Source organism: Paraburkholderia sp. J69-1, from assembly GCF_905220255.1.
GTDB lineage: Bacteria > Pseudomonadota > Gammaproteobacteria > Burkholderiales > Burkholderiaceae > Paraburkholderia.
In genome coordinates this window covers 497,820-513,837 of the sequence record NZ_CAJMZG010000002.1, presented here as the reverse complement: position 1 = coordinate 513,837, position 16,018 = coordinate 497,820, and the positions used below count along the sequence as shown (strand labels likewise).

Sequence of the window (16,018 nt, the reverse complement as noted above, 5' to 3'; positions counted from 1 at the left end):
GCGGGCAGGTCAAGTATCACTCGGAGGTCGTTTCGCCGGGTGGTGCCTGGAGGTGCCCAGTTTCCAGCAAGGGGCGGAATGGCAATGGCAAAGACTACAGGTGGAAAGAAGGCGGCAGGCGACAGCTCGACGGAGCAGACCGATACGGTCATAGAGGCCAGGCCCGCAACTTCCGCCCGTTCCCGCCGCAATGCGGCAACCGCCAGTCATGAAGTTCCCGCAGTCCGGAAGAAAACCCTGGCTGCTTCGGCCGCGCGAGCGGCGCCCACACGTGCGGCGAAGGCTGTCACGCAACCGGCAACGAAGCGGTCCGGTGGTCCGAGTAGTGCAAGGCAAGTGCCTGCCGTTGCGGACGATGCGGCAGAGCGCGAGGCTCCAGTATCCACGGTTCAAGAGGCTGTTGTCCAACAGCCGCGAGTCGAGACTACAGCCGGTACGGCGAACTCCATGACGAAAAAGCTGAATGAAGTGTCCGTCGATGACGACGCGAACCAGAGCGAAGAAAGCACGCCCACCGCGGGCAAGGGTGAAAAGACCACCCGTGCGCGCGACCGGCGAGCGAAGGAAAAGGCGCTGCTGAAGGACGCCTTCTCTTCCTCGCAGCCCGGTACCGTCGAGGAACTCGAAGAGCGCCGCAACAAGCTGCGCGCGCTCATCAAGCTTGGCAAGGAGCGCGGCTACCTCACCTACGCCGAAATCAACGATCACCTTCCGGATAACTTCACGGAAACCGAGGCGATCGAAGGCATCATCAGCACGTTCAACGACATGGGCGTCGCCGTCTACGAACAGGCGCCCGATGCTGAAACGCTGCTGCTCAACGACAACGCGCCCAACGCCTCGTCCGACGACGAAGTCGAAGAGGAAGCCGAAGTCGCCCTGTCCACCGTCGATTCCGAGTTCGGCCGCACGACCGACCCGGTGCGGATGTACATGCGCGAAATGGGCACCGTCGAGCTGCTCACGCGCGAAGGCGAAATCGAAATCGCCAAGCGTATCGAAGACGGCCTCATGCACATGGTCATGGCGATCTCCGCCTGCCCGACCACCATCGCCGATATTCTCGCCATGGCCGAACGCGTGGCGAACGACGAGATTCGCGTCGATGAGCTCGTCGACGGCCTGATCGATCCCAACGCCGAAGACACCGATGGCTTCAACGCCAAGGAAGCGGAAGAGATCGAGAACGAGGACGAAAACGCCGAAGAGGAAGAAGAGGAAGAGGGCGAAGAAGAGGAGGACGACGGCACGGCGCAGGCGACGGCCAATGCGGCGCAGCTCGAAGCCCTCAAGCGCTCCGCGCTCGACAAGTTCGCGCTCATCAGCGAATGGTTCGACAAGATGCGCCGCGCGTTCGAGAAGGAAGGCTACAAGTCGAAGGCCTATCTGAAGGCGCAGGAAACGATTCAGACCGAGCTGATGTCGATCCGCTTCACGGCACGTACCGTCGAGCGTCTGTGCGACACGCTGCGTGCGCAAGTGGACGAAGTGCGCCAGGTCGAACGCCAGATCCTGCACACGGTCGTCGATAAATGCGGCATGCCGCGTTCGGAATTCATCACGCGCTTCCCCGGCAATGAAACCGATCTCGACTGGGCCGACAAGGTTGTTGCCGAAAGCCATTCGTACAGCGCGATTCTCTCGCGCAACGTGCCGGCGATCCGCGAACAGCAGCAGCGTCTGCTCGATCTGCAGGCGCGCGTGGTGCTGCCGCTCAAGGACCTCAAGGAAACCAACCGCCAGATGGCGGCGGGCGAACTGAAGGCGCGTCAGGCCAAGCGCGAGATGACCGAGGCCAACCTGCGTCTCGTGATCTCGATCGCGAAGAAGTACACCAACCGCGGTCTGCAGTTCCTCGATCTGATCCAGGAAGGCAACATCGGCCTGATGAAGGCGGTGGACAAGTTCGAATATCGCCGCGGCTACAAGTTCTCGACTTACGCGACGTGGTGGATCCGTCAGGCCATCACGCGCTCGATCGCGGACCAGGCGCGCACGATCCGCATTCCGGTTCACATGATCGAGACGATCAACAAGATGAACCGTATTTCGCGGCAGATTCTGCAGGAAACCGGTCTCGAGCCCGACCCGGCAACGCTGGCCGAGAAAATGGAAATGCCGGAGGACAAGATCCGCAAGATCATGAAGATCGCGAAGGAGCCGATCTCCATGGAAACGCCGATCGGCGACGACGACGATTCGCATCTGGGCGACTTCATCGAGGACAACAACACGGTGGCGCCGGCCGATGCCGCGCTGCATGCCTCGATGCGCGATGTGGTGAAGGACGTGCTCGATTCGCTTACGCCGCGCGAAGCCAAGGTACTGCGCATGCGCTTCGGTATCGAGATGAGTACGGATCACACGCTCGAAGAAGTGGGCAAGCAGTTCGACGTGACGCGTGAGCGGATTCGCCAGATCGAGGCGAAGGCGCTGCGCAAGCTGCGTCACCCGAGCCGTTCGGACAAGCTCAAGTCGTTCCTCGAGGGCAATTGATGGGGCATGCGTTCAATGCTTTTTAAGGCAGAACGCATGTAACGCAAGGAAATACGTGTGATGGATGGCCAGGCCGGCCCGGTTTCGTGTAGTATGTCGGCCTGCCGTCGAAAAGCCCGGCTCTTTCAGACCGGGCTTTTTTGATGACGCTCTCTTGCTTTAACTCCGTGGGCTGGACGCCGTGTTGGTTGCAGGCAGTGGACTCATAATCCACCGGAGAAATCCCATCGTGGGTTCGAACCCCACCCGGCCCACCAGTTTTCTGTTTTGTTGTCACCTGGATGCTGTTCGTCCAGTTTCTTTTTGGTGCTGAATTGCTTCGCATGACGAAGTATTTTTATCGCGGCACCTCATCCTGTCTCTTCATTTTCTCGTAGCGGTTTCAATGTTATTCAACGGGCTGGCGCGCTTCAATCGATCCTGTTAAATCTTGTGCGCAACGCGCGCGTCGGGCGCTCTCTGGGTAGCATTATTTTCCTGCTAATACCCGGAGTAATACGGAGTCCGATATGTTAATTAACGCATCGCCGGTTTCAGCCCAAACACTCGACAAGCGGAGGTCGCGATGAAGCCACGTATCCTGGTGACATTGCTGGCCAGTGCAGGCAGCACACTTGTGGCCGCGACGGTGTACGCCGCGGTGATCATCGCAACAATCGCGCCACCGCCTCCGCGCGCCGAAGTCATTCCCGCCGGGCGGCCGGGTTTCATCTGGGATTCTGGACACTGGAACTGGGTGGGCGGTCACTACGTCTGGGTCGGCGGCCACTGGCTCGCGGTGCGGCCGGGATTCCGCTGGGAGCCGGGCCGCTGGGTTCACGAGGGCGCACAGTGGCGCTGGATGGAAGGCCGCTGGATACGCTAGACGCCTGACCCGGACCCTCACGCACGCGCGACGCATGGCAAGCGGCGCGCGCGTCCATACAACGAAATCCCGCCTGGCCGCTCTTCGCACCGTTCTCCGCGCGCGCATCCTCTGCGCGACCGCAAGCCCTCTGCTGATTTCTCTGGTTTTCCCTGAGCCTGTGGAACAAACATTTTTGATAATGTTATAAACATAACAAAATATGTTCCAGTTATCCCAAATGCATGGGATATTCAAGACAGATAAGGGAAGCAGACCGTGGACCCAAGGAGGAGACCGTGGCGCTCAGGAGCGCAGACACCCGCACCGGCGCATCGTTACCGTTTCGGCGCGATGGTGGCCGTGGCGGCAAGTGTCGTTGCGCTCGCATCGAACGCACCACACGCACACGCCGATACGCTGGCCGAAACCGGCGGTACGCCGCCTGAACTGAATACCGCTGCCGTGTCCGCTACACAGGCGGCGCCGCGCTATCTATCGGACTGGCTGCACCAGAGCATCGGCGTGATTGGTTCGAAGGATATTCGCTTCGGCCCGTATCTCACGAACGACGTGTATCTGGAGTACGAATACTTCGGCCGCAAAGGGCCGTTCGACCTGTACGGCTATGTCGATGTGCCACGCGCTTTCGGCGTCGGCAATGGCTATGACACGGGCATCACGAATAAAGGCTCGCCCCTTTTCACGGAGCAGGAGCCGCGCGTCTCCATCGACGATCTCGTGGGCCGGCATCTGGGCTTCGGGCCGTTCAAGGAGTGGTACGCCGCGTTCGACTGGATCTACGACCAGGGACATAACGTGTCGGGCCGCCAGAACACGCTCTATATGGGCCTCGGCACCGATATCGCCACGCCGCTGCCGGTCTATCTTTCCGCGAATCTCTACGTGCGGCGCCAGTGGGAAAACTATGGCGCGGCCAACGCGAACAGTTGGGACGGCTATCGCGCGCAGATGAAAGTCGTCTATCCGATCGGCACGTTCAGCGGCGGCAACCTCACATTCGTGAGCTTTTTCAATTACGACTTCGGCTCGCGCCTTGCCGAAGAATCCGGCGGCAACACGCGCAGCGACACCGCATTCGTCTCGACCAACGTGTTGATCTACGAATTCAAACATTGGCGCTTCTGGACCGCAGCGCGCTATTTCCACAACGGCGGGCAATGGAATGGCACCACGCTGAATTTTGGCAGCGGACCCTTCCAGAACCGCTCGACTGGCTGGGGCTATTACGCCAGCGTCGGGTATCGGTTTTAAGCGGTTCCAGGGCACTTCCCATTCCTAAAGGATTCAATATGGATATCCTGCGCAGTCTATGCGGCATTCTGGTGCTGCTGGTGGTTGGCTACTGTCTGTCGATGAATCGCGGCGCGGTGAGTCCGCGCACGGTGATTGCCGCGCTCGCCACGCAGATCGTGATTGGCGCGCTGGTGCTGTTCGTGCCGATGGGACGCCATGTGCTGGCGCTCGTCGCCAACGCCGTGAACGGCGTGCTCGAAATGGGCCAGCACGGGCTCGCATTCCTGTTCGGCGGGCTGGTGGGCGACAAGATGTTCGCGCTGTTCGGCGCCGATGGTTTCGCATTCGGCCTGCGCGTCTTGCCGATGATCATCTTCGTGACTTCACTGATCGCCGTGCTCTATTACCTCGGCGTGATGAAGTGGATCATCGCGATCATCGGCACGGGGCTGTCGAAACTGCTGGGCGTGAGCCGCGCCGAAGGCTGCTCGGCCGTGGCGACGATCTTCCTCGGCCAGAGCGAAATGCCGGCCTTCGTGAAGCCCTTCGTGCGCCGCCTCTCGGGGCCGGAGATTTTCGCGGTGATGTCGAGCGGCATGGCGTCGGTGGCCGGTTCGGTGCTGGCGGGTTATGCGGGGCTGGGCGTGAAGATGGAATATCTGCTCGCGGCCTCGTTCATGGCGATTCCGGGCGGTCTGCTGTTCGGCAAAATGCTGTGCCCTTCGGTCGAAGCCAGCCGCGTGGAACTCGGCACGCTCGAATTCGACGAAAAGCGCGCCACCAGCGTGATCGAAGCGGGCGCTTCGGGCGCGAGCGTGGGCCTGAAGATCGCGGTCAACGTCGGCACCATGCTGGTGGCGTTCATCGGCCTGATCGCGCTGCTCAATGCAGGCGTGGGCGTGGTGGCCGGCTGGCTCGGCTTCGCGCACGTCACGCTGCAATCGTTGCTGGGCGCGCTGTTTGCACCGCTCGCATGGTTGATCGGCGTACCGTGGCAGGATTCGGTGGTGGCCGGCAATTTTATCGGCCAGAAGCTGATTCTCAACGAGTTTGTCGCGTATAGCGGGCTGTCGCCGTATCTGCAGGACAGCGCGCATGTGGTGGCAGCGGGGCTGCCGCTGCTCACGCCTAAAACGATCGCGATCGTCTCGTTCGCGCTGTGCGGTTTTGCCAATTTTTCGTCGATCGCGATTCTCACGGGCGGCTTCACTGCCGTCGCGCCGGAATTGCGTGGCGATGTCGCGCGCTTCGGTCTGCGCGCACTCGCCGCCGCGACGCTCTCGAATCTCATGAGCGCGACGATCGCCGGATTGTTTTTCTCTCTTTCCTGATGGGCTTTTCATGGACCAGGCATTGACACGCAATCAGCTCGCGCAGCGCGCCTTGCAGGCGCTGCATCTCATCGACCTCACATCGCTCAACGACGACGACACCGACGCGTCGATCGAAGCGCTCGCCGCATCCGCCGATACGCCCGTGGGCACACCGGCCGCGCTATGCGTGTATCCGCGTTTCGTGGGCACGGCGCGCGCGGCGCTGGCGGCGCAAGGGCTCACGCTGCCGATCGCGACCGTCACGAACTTCCCCGCGGGCCCCGCCGATCCCGAAGCGGCGGCGCGCGAAACGGCAGAAGCCGTGGCGTTGGGCGCCGATGAGATCGATGTGGTGTTTCCCTATCGTGCGCTGCTCGCGGGCGATGCAAAGGTGGGCCGCGAACTGGTCGCGCAAAGCCGGGTGGCGGCGGGCGACAAATGTCTCAAGGTGATCCTGGAAACGGGCGAGTTGCGCGATACCGCGCTGATCCGCCGTGCAAGTGAGATCGCTATCGAAGCCGGCGCGGATTTCATCAAGACCTCGACCGGCAAGGTGAGCGTCAACGCCACGCTCGACGCGGCGGCCGCCATGCTCGCGGCGATTCGCGAAGCAGGGCGCACGGTGGGTTTCAAGGCGGCCGGCGGCGTGCGTACGGCGCAGGAAGCCGCTGCATATCTGGCGCTGGTGGAACGCGAACTGGGCGTGGGCTACACGGTGCCCGCGAAGTTCCGCTTTGGCGCATCGAGCCTGCTCGGCAATCTGCTGGCCACGCTCGGTCACGGCGCGAACGCTCAGCGTTCCAGCGCGTATTGAATCAATATCGAAGATCGTAGGGAGTGCAAATCATGTTTCTGCCTCAGGAATTCGTGCGCAAAGTGCGCGACCGCCAACCGTTCGACCAGCAGGAAATCGCGCAATTTGTCGAAGGGGTAACGAGCGGCCACGTCACCGAAGGCCAGATCGCTGCTTTCGCGATGGCCGTCTATTTCAACGAATTGCCCATCGACGCGCGCGTGGCGCTCACGCTCGCGCAACGCGACTCCGGCGACGTGCTCGACTGGCGCGCGCTCAACCTGAACGGCCCGGTCGTGGACAAGCATTCGACCGGCGGCGTGGGCGATCTGACCTCGCTGCTGCTCGGGCCGATGGTGGCCGCCTGCGGCGGCTATGTGCCGATGATCTCCGGGCGCGGCCTCGGGCACACGGGCGGCACGCTCGACAAGTTCGAATCGATTCCCGGCTATAACGTCGCGCCGGATACGGACACATTCCGCCGCGTGGTCAAGGAAGTGGGCGTGGCGATCATCGGCCAGACCGCGCGTCTTGCGCCTGCCGACAAGCGCATCTATGCGGTGCGCGACGTGACGGCCACGGTCGAATCGGTGTCGATGATCACGGCGTCGATTCTCTCGAAGAAGCTCTCCGCAGGACTCGACGGTCTCGCGATGGACGTGAAAGTCGGCTCCGGCGCGTTCATGCCGACCTACGAAAAATCGGTGGAACTTGCGCGCAGTATTGTCGACGTCGGCAATGGCGCGGGCATGAAGACCACGGCCACGCTCACCGACATGAGTCAGTCGCTCGCGCCGTGCGCGGGCAACGCGCTGGAAGTTGCGTGCGCAATCGATTATCTGAGCGGCAAGTCGCGTCCCACGCGCCTTCACGAAGTGACGATGGCGCTGGCCGCGCAGATGCTCGTTATCGGCAAGCTGGCAAAAGATGAAGCGGATGCGCATGCGCGTCTGCTGGCGGTGCTCGAATCGGGCGCGGCGGCCGAGCGTTTCGCACGCATGGTGAAGGCGCTGGGCGGTCCGGCGGATCTGCTGGAGCGCCCGCAAGCGCATCTCGCGCGCGCCAATGTGATCGTGCCGGTGCCCGCGCCGCGCGGCGGCGCAATTGCGCGCGTGGATGCGCGAGCGCTGGGTATTGCCGTGGTGGGACTGGGTGGCGGGCGCATGAAGACGACCGATACGCTCGATTATTCGGTGGGTTTGTCGGCGTTGATCGAATTGGGCGAGCGTGTGAGCGAAGGTCAGCCGATCGGCGTCGTGCACGCGCAGAACGAGGGCGCCGCAAAACGCGCGGTGAGCGAAGTGCAGCGCGCCTACACGATCGCCGATCAAGCGGCCGCACTGCCGCCGACGATTCACGCCTTGCTCGATTGAGCGCGGGAGATCTGCATGCGCGCGATCGTACTGGTAATGGATTCGCTGGGTATCGGCGCGGCGCCCGATGCCGAGCGTTTCAATGACATCGGCTCGAATACGTTCGGCCATATCGCCGAGCGCTGCGCACAAGGCGCATGCGATACGGCCGAACGCAGCGGGCCACTCAAGGTGCCGCAACTCGAACGCCTGGGTCTCGCGCTCGCGAGCGAACTGGCGACTGGCGCGTTGCCCGCCGGCATGAGCGCGAAGCCCGAATTGATGGGCGCGTATGGCGCGGCATGCGAGGTGTCGTCGGGCAAGGATACGCCTTCGGGACATTGGGAACTCGCGGGCGTGCCGGTGCGTTTCGACTGGGGCTATTTCTCGAAGCCTGCCAATACATTCCCGCCGGAACTACTCGATACGCTGGTGCGCCGCGCGGGGTTGCCGGGCTATATCGGCAACTGTCACGCGTCGGGTACGGAAATCATCGCGGCGCTGGGCGAAGAGCACATCGCTACCGGCAAACCGATCTTCTATACTTCCGCCGATTCCGTGTTCCAGATCGCCTGTCATGAGGCGACCTTCGGGCTCGACCGCCTCTACGCGCTCTGCGACATCGCACGCGAGGAAGTGGATCGCTACAACATCTGCCGCGTGATCGCGCGGCCTTTCTCGGGCAACGATCGCAGCGATTTCAAGCGCACTGGCAACCGCCGCGATCTGGCCGTGCCGCCGCCCGCGCCGACCTTGCTGGAAAAGCTTGCGAAGGCGGGCGGCGAGGTGATCGCCATCGGCAAGATTTCGGATATTTACGCGGGTGTGGGCGTCACGCAAAAGATCAAGGCCGATGGGCTCGATGCCTTGTGGCACGCGACACTCGAAGCCGTGCGCGAGGCGCCTGAATTCAGTCTCGTGATGACGAATCTTGTCGACTTCGATCAGCTTTACGGGCATCGCCGCAATGTGGCGGGCTATGCGAACGAACTGGAGCGTTTCGATTCGTTGCTTGCGCAACTTTATCCGCTGCTGCGCGAGGACGATGTGCTGATACTCACGGCCGATCATGGCTGCGATCCCACCTGGCCCGGCTCCGATCACACGCGCGAACATGTACCGCTGCTGGCTTACGGAAAGCGCGTCGCGCCGGGTTCTCTGGGCGTGCGCGGCTCGTTCGCCGATCTCGGCCAGAGTCTGGCCCAGTGGTTCGGTCTCGACTCATTTGCGGACGGCGTCGCGTTCCTGGGCGCGCCGTCCATGACACGATAAAAGGAGCATGACTCAATGGATCAACAGACCCTGATCGAAGCGGCCAAAGCCGCGCGCGAGAAAGCCTATGCACCGTATTCGCGCTTCAAGGTTGGCGCGGCGCTGCATACGAAGGACGGCAAGGTTTTCCACGGCTGCAACGTGGAAAACGCTTCATATGGCTTGTGTAATTGTGCGGAACGCACGGCGCTGTTTTCGGCGATTGCGGCCGGTTATCGTCCCGGCGACTTCGCGACGATGGCCGTGGTCGCCGAAACGGACGGCCCGGTGGCGCCGTGCGGCGCGTGCCGCCAGGTGATGATCGAACTGGGTTCGCCAGCGCTGGAAGTGGTGCTGGTCAATCTCAAGGGCGATGTGCGCGTCACGAGCGCAGACGCCTTGCTGCCCGAAGCGTTTTATCTGAAGCCGGCGCAGTAAGTCATCGAACGGCGGCGCGAGCGTGCCGCCGCTTCAACCCGTGCGCTTGCGCAGCGTTTGCCCTTGTTCGGTGATGATCGAATCGAATTCGCCGATCTGCGAGAAGCGCGCGGCCTTCACCACGCCAAACTTGCTGCTGTCGACGATCAGATGGCGTTCGACGGCGCTGTGCATGGCGGCCTGTTTGATGGCTACTTCGTGAAAATTCCAGCAGGTCACGCCGCGCGTTTCGTCCACGCCGCCTGCGGAAATAAAGGCTTTGTTGATGCCCATGCGCCGCAGGATTTCGAGCGTTTCATCGGCGGAAAACGAATCGGAGGCGGGCACGTAAAGGCCGCCTAGCAGGATCATGCGCACATTGGGCTTGCGGCGCAGAATCTCCGCCACATTCAGCGAATAGCACACCACGGTGACCTGCAGATCGGCGGGAATCAGCCGCGCGAGCGTGGCGAGTGTCGTGCCGCAATCGACGAACAGGGTGTCGTTATCGGCGATCAGTTTCGCGGCGATGGCCGATGCTTCGGCTTTTGCCTGGGCGAAATGATCCTTTTCCTGTTCGAGAGAATAACCCGTGCCGTTCTGCACGTCGGTTGCGCTGACGATATAGCCGCGCAGATACGTGAATTGATCGGGGCGGGCGGCAATGTCGCGGCGTACCGTCATTTCCGACACGCCCATCAGCGTGGCCGCATCGCGCAGATGCACGACCTTGTGTTGAGCGATAGCGTCGGCGAGTGCGGAAAGACGTTCAGATTTCAGCATGGAAGTCCTGAGGGACTGGATGCGGCAGAGGGCGCGTTCAGGGCATGGCGATGCGAGGATTATAACAAGAGGGCGGGCGCGATCTGGCCTGGTTTGTGCAATAGCGCACATTTGCAGGACAGATCGCTGCTACGTTAGATTGATTCGATCAGGATTCCGAATCAGGTGAGCCTGCGCAGCACGACATCGAGCAACACGCGCGCGCCGTCGATCAATTGCGATTCGTCGGTATGTTCGCGCGGGTTGTGACTGATGCCGCCACGGCTGGGCACAAAAATCATCGCAGCGGGCGCCATGCGCGCAATCATCTGCGCATCATGTCCCGCGCCCGACGTCATACGCCGATGCGAGAATCCCAGGCTCTGCGCCGAAGCTTCGATGGTGTCCGCAATACCGGCGTCAAAGATCACCGGCTCGAAGCGCACGAGCCGCTCCGTGCCGATACTCACGCCTTCTTGCTCCGCGATCTGCGCGAGAAACTCGACGAGTTTGCGCTCTGCGTCCTGAAGGCGCTGCTCATCGGGATCACGCAAATCCACGGTGAAAACTGCTTTGCGCGGAATTACGTTAATGACGTTCGGCTCGATATTGAGCATGCCGATGGTCGCGAGCGTCGTGCCGGACGTGACCGCGAGCTCGCGCAGAAACGCCACCGTCGCTGCCGCTACATAACCCGCGTCATGGCGTAGCCGCGTAGGCGTGGTGCCCGCGTGATTGGCATTGCCTTGCACGGTCACCCGTTGCCACGAAATACCCTGAAGATTTTCGACCACGCCAATCTGAATCTGCTCCGCTTCGAGAATCGGCCCTTGTTCGATGTGCAACTCGACATATTCGTGCGGCACGATAGCGCCCGGTTCCATCTCGCCCGCGTAGCCGATGCGTGCAAGTTCGTCGCCCAGGCGCGTACCGTCGATGCCGATCGTTGCAAGCGCAACGTCTGTGTCGAGACCGCCTGCATAGACTAGCGAACCCATCATATCGGGCTGATACCGCACGCCTTCCTCGTTGGTAAAGGCACCGATGGTGATCGAGCGGCGCGGCTTGACGCCCGCCTCGCGAAACGCGCGCACCACGGCCAGTCCGGCCAGCACGCCATAGCAGCCATCGAGCGCACCGGCATTCTTCACGGTGTCGATATGCGAGCCCATCATCAGCGGGCGATGCGTACCGTCGCCGTTATCCGCATCCGCCCGCAACGTGCCGAAGAGATTGCCGATGCGGTCTACACGAACGTCCAGATCGAGTTCGCGCATCCAGGCGACCACGCGGTCGCGGCCATCGCGTTCGGCATCCGTGAGCGCAATGCGGGTGCGCCCGCCGACTTCTGGATCGATGCCGATGTCGCCCAGTTCCTTCAATTGCTGGATCAGGCGTGGGCCGTCGATGCGCAAGGTCGTATCGGTATTCATCTGCTGTCTGTCGTTCGAAGGGATAAGGGCGGCTCAATTGCGCGGCAGCGCGAGGCGCGCAACTTCCGCGAAATAGCGCGCGCCGGTTTCCAGAATGTCATCGTTGAAGTCGTAGGTGGCGTTATGCAGCGGCACGCCGCCTTGCGCATTGGTTTCGCCATTGCCGATGAATATGAAATTGCCGGGCACGGCTTGCAGGAATGCGCCGAAGTCTTCGGAGATCATCATGGGCTGAACATTCGCATCGACCGCGTTTTCTCCGGCGATATTGCGCGCCGCTGTAACGGCAAGATCGACGTATTCCGGCGAATTCACGGTAGGCGCGAATTCGTGCGTGTATTCGAATTCGCATTCGGCGCCGTGAGTGCGGCAAATGCCTTCGCTGATTTCGCGCATACGCGTTTCCAGCAGCGCCTGCACGTCCTTCGAATAGCTGCGCGTGTCGCCTTTAATGGTGACGTTCGACGGGATCACATTGCGAATGCCGTCGGTGATGAATTCCGTGCATGAGATCACGGCTTGCAGGCCCGGATCGAGATTGCGCGAGACGATTGTTTGCAGCGCGAGCACGATCTGCGAAGCGATCACGATAGGATCGATGCCCATATGCGGACGCGCCGCATGCGTGCCGCGCGCCTTGATATGGATAACGAAGTTATCTTCACTGGCCATGATGCCGCCAGGACGCGTCGAAAAGCTGCCCGCGCGCATGCCGGGCATATTGTGAGCGCCGAAGATCGCGTCGACAGGAAAGCGCTCGAACAGGCCATCGGCCATCATCGCCTTGGCTCCGCGGCCGTGTTCTTCGGCGGGCTGAAAAATAAAGCGTACCGTGCCGTCGAAATCGCGCCGTTCGGCCAGCAGACGCGCAGCGCCCAGGATCATCGACATATGGCCGTCGTGTCCGCATGCGTGCATCTTGCCGGCGTTGAGCGACGCATGGGCGCGTCCCGGCGCGTGCTCGGCGATATTGAGCGCGTCCATGTCGGCACGCAAGCCGATGGCGCGCGTGCCGCTGCCCACGCGCAGATTCGCCACCAGCCCGGTGCCGCCGATGCCGCGTTCGACTTCGAGCCCCAGCGTCTTCAGAATGCGCGCGACGTAGTCGGAGGTATCGACTTCTTCGAAGCCCGTTTCGGGACGCTGATGCAGATGATGGCGCCAGCTTTTGAGTTGCCCTTGCAGCGTGCTTTCCATGAGCGTGTCCATATCAGGGTTGGGCGTGGTCTTATTGTGCGAGCGCGGCGAGGCGTTCGTCGCGGCGCTTTGCAACGGCTTGTGCCGATTCGCCGACGAGTTCGGCATAAACACCGGGCGCCGTCGCGCCTTCGGTGCTGATCAGCAGCACGCGCGATTGTGCGTTCAGACCCGCAGCGCGCGCGAGTTCGGCGTCGTTCATCAGCACGGCCAGTCCGGCGAGTCCCGCTGCACCCGATTCGCCGGAAACCAGCGGCAGGTCGTCATCTTCACCGGCTGCCAGCGTGCGCATTGCAGTCACGGCATCGTCGTCTTCGATCAGCATGAAGTGGTCCACGCAGGCTTCGAGAATCTGCCACGCGAGCGGCGACGTTTCTCCGCACGCCAGTCCGGCCATTACCGAATCGACCGAACCGCTCGCTTTCGCGGCACGGCCTACGAGTGCGCTTTGATAGAGGCAATCGGCCTGACCCGGTTCGACCACGATAAAGCGCGGACGTTTTTCGCCGTGAATCTCCCAGAGATAGCTGGCGATACCCGCCGCGAGACCGCCCACGCCGCCTTGCAGAAACACATGCGTATAAGCGGATTCGCCGGCCTGCTCGATAATTTCGGCCGCAATCGCGCCATAGCCCTGCATCACGTCGCGCGGAATGGTTTCGTAGCCCTCGTACGACGTATCGGAAACGACATGCCAGCCATTGTCGCGCGCCAGTTGCGCGGCGTGTTCGACCGATTCGTCGTAATTACCGGCAATACGCACGATGCGCGCGCCATAGGCCGCAATGGCTTCTTCGCGTTCGACGCTCACGTTGGCGTGCAGCACGATCACGCAGGCACAGCCAATCGACTGCGCGGCGGCGGCGAGCGCCTTGCCGTGGTTGCCGTCGGTTGCGCTGATCACGGTGAAATGCGTCAGCAGGTTGCGGTGACGGCCTTGAATCAGCGCTTGCGGATCGATTGCGTGGTCGGGCCACAGACGCAGGATCAGGCGCATCAGCGCGATGGGCGCGCCGAGCGCCTTGAAGCTGCCTAGCGGCGAGCGGAACGATTCGTCCTTGACGCTGACACTCGCCACGCCCAGACGCGCGGCCGCGCCGGGCAGCTCGACCAGCGGCGTGGGTTGCGCGCTGATTGCGTCCCATTGCGAAAGCCAGGCGCGGCTTTCGTCGCCGGAAGCGACGTTGAGAATGCGCTTGAGCGCGTCAGGATAGAGAGCGCGCAGCGCGCGCGAATTGGCAGTCAGCATGGAACGAAACTCCCGGGCCGTGACGCCCAATGTCGATTGGCGGCGCTTGAAACGCCTTCAGTGCTGAAATGATATTGCGCAAGGCCCGTAAAAAAATCGCATAATTGCGTAGCTTGACGCAAAAAAATATCGTTTCCGCAAAGGCCCGATTCATGGCGACTTCACTCGACACCTTCGATTGCAAACTTTTAATGGAGGTGCAACGCGACGCGCAGACGCCGCAGAGCGAATTGGGCGCGCGCGTGAATCTCTCGACAGCGGCCGTGAACCGGCGCTTGCGGCGCCTTGCGGAAGAGGGCGTGATCGATCATTACGCCGCCATCGTTTCGCCCGAGAAAACCGATTACCCGATTACGGTGATCGCGAATGTGGAAGTGGAAAGCGAGCAGATCGATCTGCTCGATGCGATGAAACGCACGTTTGCGCGCTGCCCGCACGTACAGCAATGCTATTACGTGGCGGGAGAATGGGATTTCGTGCTGATTCTTGCCGTGCGCGATATGGACCAGTACACGGAACTCACGCGCCAGTTGTTCTTTTCGAATAACAATGTGAAGCGCTTCAAGACCTTGGTGAGCATGAGTCGCGTCAAGGTCGGGCTGGAAGTGCCGCTTCTTTCTTCGGACGAATAAGACGTAGCGCCGAAGCGCTAACTCGCGATATCGACAACGACCTTGCCTTCCGCCTCACGTCCTTCCACCAGCGCGTGCGCGTCGTCGACATTCGCGAGTGTGAAGCGGCGCTGATCGAGCGTAACGTCGATCTTGCCCTGTTCGGCGAGCTTGCCGATCTCGCGCAGAATGTCGCCGTGCGCGGCGCAGCCTTCGCCGCTGAGCAACGGCAGCAGCGTAAAAACGCCAGAATAACTGGCGGCGCGGAAGGACAAGGGCGCGAGCGCATGCGTGCCCCAGCCAAGCGCGCTGACGACATGACCGAAGCGCGTCACGGCATGGAATGCGCGATCGAGGCTTTCGCCGCCTGCGGTGTCGTAGACCACATCGAAACCGCGCCCATTGGTGTAGCGCTGCACGACTTCGACCATATCGGCCGTGGGTGTGCTTTCGATGATAGGGACACCGAATCGTTCTACAAGCGCCCGGCGCGACGCGCCTGCGGTGGCAAAAACGTTCGCGCCCAGCGCTTTCGTCAACTGAATCGCCGCCTGGCCGACTGCGCCCGTGCCACCCAGTACGAGCACGGTTTGCTCAGGCCGCACGCGTGCGCGATCGACGAGTCCTTCCCATGCGGTGATAAACGCGAGCGGCAGCGTTGCGGCTTCGCGCAGACTGAGCGTGGAGGGCACAGGGGCGAGCAGCCTTGCATCGACCGCCGCGAATTCCGCGAGCGAACCCTGCACGCCGCCAACGCCGCCGGTCATGCCAAACACCTTGTCGCCGGGCTTGAACGTGCTGACGCCTTCGCCTACTTCCACGACTTCACCGGCCGTGTCGATGCCGAGAATTGCCGGCAGCGGATGCCGTGCATGCCCGGCCGCGCCGCGACGGATCTTGGTGTCGAGCGGATTCACCGCGCTGGCGTGGATGCGTACGAGCACTTCGCCTGCAGCAGCGCGTGGGCGCGGTACATCGGTAAGCGTGAACGGGGCGTTTGCTTCGGCGAGCAGTGCGGCTTTCATGGTGTCGGACGACATGAT

14 protein-coding genes and 1 tRNA gene are annotated in these 16,018 nt (G+C 62.0%); 10 read left to right on the top strand and 5 right to left on the bottom strand.

The annotated features are described in order from the left end of the window. Positions 1-84 precede the first annotated feature (84 nt). The 9 genes from rpoD (at position 85) to U5A67_RS05370 (ending at position 9,744) form a co-directional block, all read left to right on the top strand. Entirely contained in the window at positions 85-2,496 is a 2,412-nt protein-coding gene (gene rpoD, locus U5A67_RS05410; RefSeq protein ID WP_205986276.1) for an RNA polymerase sigma factor RpoD, read from the top strand. 169 nt (positions 2,497-2,665) lie between these two features. Next, a tRNA-Ile gene (locus U5A67_RS05405) sits at positions 2,666-2,753 on the top strand. A gap of 308 nt (positions 2,754-3,061) precedes the next feature. Further along, entirely contained in the window at positions 3,062-3,361 is a 300-nt protein-coding gene (locus U5A67_RS05400) for a YXWGXW repeat-containing protein (RefSeq protein WP_321813335.1), read from the top strand. A gap of 258 nt (positions 3,362-3,619) precedes the next feature. Further along, positions 3,620-4,615, top strand: a complete 996-nt coding sequence (locus U5A67_RS05395) for a nucleoside-specific channel-forming protein Tsx (RefSeq protein ID WP_321813334.1) — start codon at positions 3,620-3,622, stop codon at positions 4,613-4,615. A gap of 38 nt (positions 4,616-4,653) precedes the next feature. After that, complete coding sequence (locus tag U5A67_RS05390) at positions 4,654-5,928, top strand: NupC/NupG family nucleoside CNT transporter (RefSeq protein ID WP_321813333.1); 1,275 nt, start codon at positions 4,654-4,656, stop codon at positions 5,926-5,928. A gap of 10 nt (positions 5,929-5,938) precedes the next feature. Then, positions 5,939-6,724 carry a deoxyribose-phosphate aldolase gene (gene deoC, locus U5A67_RS05385; RefSeq protein WP_321813332.1) on the top strand — a complete coding sequence of 262 codons (786 nt, stop codon included), beginning with the start codon at positions 5,939-5,941 and terminating at the stop codon, positions 6,722-6,724. A 32-nt stretch (positions 6,725-6,756) separates the two neighbouring features. Then, entirely contained in the window at positions 6,757-8,076 is a 1,320-nt protein-coding gene (deoA, locus tag U5A67_RS05380) for a thymidine phosphorylase (RefSeq protein ID WP_321813331.1), read from the top strand. Between the two features lie 15 nt (positions 8,077-8,091). Further along, on the top strand, positions 8,092-9,327 hold the full coding sequence (locus tag U5A67_RS05375; protein ID WP_321813330.1) for a phosphopentomutase: 1,236 nt from the start codon (positions 8,092-8,094) through the stop codon (positions 9,325-9,327). A 15-nt stretch (positions 9,328-9,342) separates the two neighbouring features. Beyond that, a complete protein-coding gene (locus U5A67_RS05370; RefSeq protein ID WP_205986282.1) occupies positions 9,343-9,744 on the top strand; it encodes a cytidine deaminase in 402 nt (133 codons plus the stop codon). A gap of 33 nt (positions 9,745-9,777) precedes the next feature. On the opposite strand, the gene U5A67_RS05365 is transcribed toward U5A67_RS05370, so the two are convergent. The 4 genes from U5A67_RS05365 to U5A67_RS05350 all read right to left on the bottom strand — a co-directional run bounded on the left by U5A67_RS05365 (position 9,778) and on the right by U5A67_RS05350 (position 14,364). After that, entirely contained in the window at positions 9,778-10,506 is a 729-nt protein-coding gene (locus U5A67_RS05365; protein WP_205986283.1) for a DeoR/GlpR family DNA-binding transcription regulator, read from the bottom strand. Positions 10,507-10,667: 161 nt separating this feature from the next. Next, on the bottom strand, positions 10,668-11,918 hold the full coding sequence (locus tag U5A67_RS05360) for a Zn-dependent hydrolase (RefSeq protein ID WP_321813329.1): 1,251 nt from the start codon (positions 11,916-11,918) through the stop codon (positions 10,668-10,670). A gap of 33 nt (positions 11,919-11,951) precedes the next feature. Next, positions 11,952-13,115: a M20 aminoacylase family protein gene (locus U5A67_RS05355; RefSeq protein ID WP_321813328.1), complete on the bottom strand. Its 1,164-nt coding sequence runs from the start codon at positions 13,113-13,115 to the stop codon at positions 11,952-11,954. A gap of 31 nt (positions 13,116-13,146) precedes the next feature. Beyond that, on the bottom strand, positions 13,147-14,364 hold the full coding sequence (locus U5A67_RS05350) for a diaminopropionate ammonia-lyase (protein ID WP_321813327.1): 1,218 nt from the start codon (positions 14,362-14,364) through the stop codon (positions 13,147-13,149). Between the two features lie 152 nt (positions 14,365-14,516). Between U5A67_RS05350 and U5A67_RS05345 the strand changes: the two genes are divergently transcribed. Next, the gene (locus tag U5A67_RS05345; protein ID WP_205986287.1) at positions 14,517-14,996 is read left to right on the top strand and encodes an Lrp/AsnC family transcriptional regulator; all 480 of its coding nucleotides are present in this window, start codon (positions 14,517-14,519) and stop codon (positions 14,994-14,996) included. Positions 14,997-15,013: 17 nt separating this feature from the next. On the opposite strand, the gene U5A67_RS05340 is transcribed toward U5A67_RS05345, so the two are convergent. After that, a complete protein-coding gene (locus U5A67_RS05340) occupies positions 15,014-16,015 on the bottom strand; it encodes a zinc-dependent alcohol dehydrogenase family protein (RefSeq protein ID WP_321813326.1) in 1,002 nt (333 codons plus the stop codon). Between the last annotated feature and the right edge of the window lie 3 nt (positions 16,016-16,018).

What these genes read in the sequence shown, in the direction of transcription:
- rpoD (WP_205986276.1), top strand. Translation starts at nt 85, where the DNA reads ATGGCAAAGACTACAGGTGGAAAGAAGGCGGCAGGCGACAGCTCGACG.
- U5A67_RS05390 (WP_321813333.1), top strand. Translation starts at nt 4,654, where the DNA reads ATGGATATCCTGCGCAGTCTATGCGGCATTCTGGTGCTGCTGGTGGTT.
- U5A67_RS05370 (WP_205986282.1), top strand. Translation starts at nt 9,343, where the DNA reads ATGGATCAACAGACCCTGATCGAAGCGGCCAAAGCCGCGCGCGAGAAA.
- U5A67_RS05375 (WP_321813330.1), top strand. Translation starts at nt 8,092, where the DNA reads ATGCGCGCGATCGTACTGGTAATGGATTCGCTGGGTATCGGCGCGGCG.
- deoC (WP_321813332.1), top strand. Translation starts at nt 5,939, where the DNA reads ATGGACCAGGCATTGACACGCAATCAGCTCGCGCAGCGCGCCTTGCAG.
- U5A67_RS05400 (WP_321813335.1), top strand. Translation starts at nt 3,062, where the DNA reads ATGAAGCCACGTATCCTGGTGACATTGCTGGCCAGTGCAGGCAGCACA.
- U5A67_RS05360 (WP_321813329.1), bottom strand. Translation starts at nt 11,918, where the DNA reads ATGAATACCGATACGACCTTGCGCATCGACGGCCCACGCCTGATCCAG.
- deoA (WP_321813331.1), top strand. Translation starts at nt 6,757, where the DNA reads ATGTTTCTGCCTCAGGAATTCGTGCGCAAAGTGCGCGACCGCCAACCG.
- U5A67_RS05365 (WP_205986283.1), bottom strand. Translation starts at nt 10,506, where the DNA reads ATGCTGAAATCTGAACGTCTTTCCGCACTCGCCGACGCTATCGCTCAA.
- U5A67_RS05340 (WP_321813326.1), bottom strand. Translation starts at nt 16,015, where the DNA reads ATGTCGTCCGACACCATGAAAGCCGCACTGCTCGCCGAAGCAAACGCC.
- U5A67_RS05350 (WP_321813327.1), bottom strand. Translation starts at nt 14,364, where the DNA reads ATGCTGACTGCCAATTCGCGCGCGCTGCGCGCTCTCTATCCTGACGCG.
- U5A67_RS05345 (WP_205986287.1), top strand. Translation starts at nt 14,517, where the DNA reads ATGGCGACTTCACTCGACACCTTCGATTGCAAACTTTTAATGGAGGTG.
- U5A67_RS05355 (WP_321813328.1), bottom strand. Translation starts at nt 13,115, where the DNA reads ATGGAAAGCACGCTGCAAGGGCAACTCAAAAGCTGGCGCCATCATCTG.